The following is a 237-nucleotide window of genomic DNA, read 5'->3' as shown; positions in this document are numbered from 1 at the left end:
GCGGGTCCATCCCAGAGTGATAGCATAAGCCATCTTTTAAACGAAAACCATGTGGTTTTCGTTGTTATGCGGTATTAGCATCTGTTTCCAAATGTTATCCCCCGCTCCGGGGCAGGTTGCCCACGTGTTACTCACCCGTCCGCCACTCACTGGGAATCCAACGTCAAGCTGATGCAAGCATCATCTATCAGTTGGGCCAGTGCGTACGACTTGCATGTATTAGGCACACCGCCGGCG

The 237-nt window shown here is 52.3% G+C and carries 1 rRNA gene; it reads right to left on the bottom strand.

The features are described from left to right. Positions 1-237 (bottom strand): 16S ribosomal RNA (locus tag H5S39_RS01285); the annotation flags it as partial.

Source organism: Limosilactobacillus rudii (assembly GCF_014145455.1).
GTDB classification, from domain to species: Bacteria; Bacillota; Bacilli; order Lactobacillales; family Lactobacillaceae; genus Limosilactobacillus; species Limosilactobacillus rudii.
This window is presented reverse-complemented; position numbering and strand designations above follow the sequence as displayed.